This is a genomic window from Roseovarius roseus, from assembly GCF_043355935.2.
GTDB classification, from domain to species: domain Bacteria; phylum Pseudomonadota; class Alphaproteobacteria; order Rhodobacterales; family Rhodobacteraceae; genus Roseovarius; species Roseovarius roseus.
In genome coordinates this window covers 1-2,587 of record NZ_JBHFPE020000045.1, presented here as the reverse complement: position 1 = coordinate 2,587, position 2,587 = coordinate 1, and the positions used below count along the sequence as shown (strand labels likewise).

Genomic DNA, 2,587 nt, shown 5'->3' with positions numbered 1-2,587 from the left:
CCGGCTGATTACCGGACCCGCCAGAGTGGGGAATTTTACTTCGGCACTTCTGGGGAAAGTTCAGTCGGCGTTGACAAGCAGTTCCTTGATCGACTTAACCTTGCGCAGATAGGGCGGCAGGATGGATGATGTGAACCCAACCTTCTCGGCCCCGGGGCCCCGGTCGCGAACCCTGGGCACCTTCACCGGCACCGGGCCGATCCCGGTCATCACCTCGCGCTCCGGCAGGTAGCCATGGCGAACGACGCGCGAGCAGCCGTCTTCGGTCGTGTCATCAGCATGGGCGGCAAGAAGAGCCGCCAGCTCCGCTTCCACGGCCTGTGCGATCAGCCGCCATGCGCCGGAACGCAGGATATCCGTCAGCGGATCGGCCGAAAATCCCGATGGATCAGGCAATGGCGTGATGGTAGTCTTCGGCATGTGGCATATCCCTTTCTCTCCAGAGAATTGACGGCGCGTGAACACCGCCATGATATGCCGCCCCTCAGGGGCCATCACCAACTTTCAGCTATATCTCTCTAGAGTGCTCTTATAGAGACTAGGCGTGTCCCGTCGGTGGTCTGACCCTTCTTAGATCAGGAAGCTGAACTGATGCGTCGGGTGCGGGCATCCACCGCATCAGTTCAAGCCCAACTGGCACGCAATCCCTGACAACGGACAGCCCAGACCCTAGAATCTCTGTCCTACCGATATATAGAGCAGACTGTCTCCTTCGTCACTAATGGAGCCATCCACTGCAAAGTCTACAGGAAATTTCTTGGACACTCTGTATCTCAAACCGAGACCTACTGCGGATCCGACATCATCAAGCGTGTCAAATCCGCCGCCGACGGCTCCTACGCCGCCAAAGGCGACGACACCTATCCGCTTTCCCAAGCGTTTGCGATACTCGACCTGCGAGGACAGGAGGGCGTTATCCAAAAACTCAGTGATATTGAAACCGCGGAACGAGTCTGTGCCGCCGAGGGAGCATAGATCGTAAAATGGGACACGACCCGGGGCTGAACATCCGGCCAGCCTGAGCGCAAGAACACCGTCATTGCCTGCAGTGATGTATTTGTCGTAGGTCAGAATGGATTTGAAGTATTCATCCCCAAACCGGTTGGAAGGCTCGTTAAAGGTGCTGGAAAACGCAAGATTGAATCCGGATGTCGGATAAATCTTGTCGTCCAGCCGCGCGTAATCCACGACAAGACCAAAACCAACCGTGCTGAAGCCATTGGGTAGTCGGATATTCGTCGGGAGGTTTGGAAAAATCGGATCCGATGATCTGATGCTGGATTCAAGATAGCGAGCACTTATCCCGACATGAAATTCTGGGGTGACGCCATACAAGAGCTTCAGCTTGTACAACTCACCTGTCTGTTCAATGGGTAGCGTTCCGAGTCGAGATATCAAATCATAGTCGATATCGGCATCGATGTAGGTTCCTCCAATGGACCAACGATTGTCCATGAAGTTTAGATTGAACGAGAGTCCGTAGCCTGTAGATCCGTTTTGGGAGCCCAAGTAGCCGATACCAAACATAGAAGGATCGGATCCTTCATCGACTTTGAACAGGTATCCCGCGCCGATGGCGAGCCCGCTGTCGATCATCGGGTCGCTGAACGGGACCGGCGCGACGATCAATGACCCACTTCTAAGCCCGAATTCGGGCTTGGAGGACGCATTGCTCAGGGGCGCAAGCTTGTGATCCAGATTGCTCTCAGCGCCCCTCACCTGCGCGGGGTGTCCCATCAAGATACACAGACACATGACCCAGAACGCCGACGCTCGCAGGGACAGTGCAGATCGTAATATCGAATGTCCGCCACGTCCATTCGCCTGTGGTCGGCGACTGAATGGCGGGACGAATGTAGAGACAATACTTCGCGACCAGCATGCGCAATGGGGACCACTGTTGCTCTGCAAGTATGCCTTTTCTGACAAGGTAGAGCTGAGACTATTCATGCAACAATTCCTCAATGGCGATGGATTTCAGAAAACTCAGAGATGTGAAATAGCTCGAAGTGACTTCGTCAATTGCAGGCTCGTCTACATCCTGTCGAAGCATATCATCCAGCCTCACGACCTTAGAACAACAGAAGCTTGCGCAGGACTTGAAAAAGATCTTTGAGTGGCAGTAGTGTTGCGCCGGCCGCAAACACGGGCAGAACCGCCGCGGCCGAAATGGGCAGAAGCGATGTGCGCTGGATCAGCACCGTCGAAAGATTTCGGGCAGCCTTGAATATGACCTTGGGGTCCGGAACGGACTCCGCCTGTGTTATCTCCTCCTCGGACGCGCAGCAGATGCTCTCTTCAAGCACGCTATGCTCCTGGGCGATCTGATGGCGCGTTGCCTGGGCCTGGGCGACATCCTGCGTTCTTTGCTGCAGGTCTCGCAGTGGTTTGGTGAAAAACAGTGCCGGCAATGCAAGCAAGCCATTCGTGATCAACACCCAAGTGACCATGACCGCAGTATAGGTGGTTGCGCTGATGGTCTCTGCAGTCAGATGTCCTGCGATCGCCGCCGGTCGTGTCGCGAAGGTGGTGGAAATTTGAAGGTGGCGTAATCTCCGGGTGAACTTGAACCCACCCAACCGGCGGC

2 protein-coding genes and 1 pseudogene are annotated in these 2,587 nt (G+C 55.3%); all 3 read right to left on the bottom strand.

Annotation, left to right across the window (positions count from 1 at the left end; translation table 11 throughout):
• Nucleotides 1–75 precede the first annotated feature (75 nt).
• A pseudogene (locus ACEWPL_RS19335) lies at nt 76–420 on the bottom strand (IS256 family transposase); the annotation flags it as partial.
• Nucleotides 421–669: 249 nt separating this feature from the next.
• Nucleotides 670–1,737, bottom strand: a complete 1,068-nt coding sequence (locus ACEWPL_RS19330) for a BamA/TamA family outer membrane protein (protein WP_420744399.1) — start codon at nt 1,735–1,737, stop codon at nt 670–672.
• Nucleotides 1,738–2,072: 335 nt separating this feature from the next.
• A partial coding sequence (locus tag ACEWPL_RS19325; protein WP_420744398.1) for a hypothetical protein occupies nt 2,073–2,587 on the bottom strand: 515 nt, incomplete at its 5' end.

Bases quoted from the DNA above. Each gene is read 5' to 3' on its own strand.
- ACEWPL_RS19330 (WP_420744399.1), bottom strand. From the start codon at position 1,737: ATGGGACACCCCGCGCAGGTGAGGGGCGCTGAGAGCAATCTGGATCAC.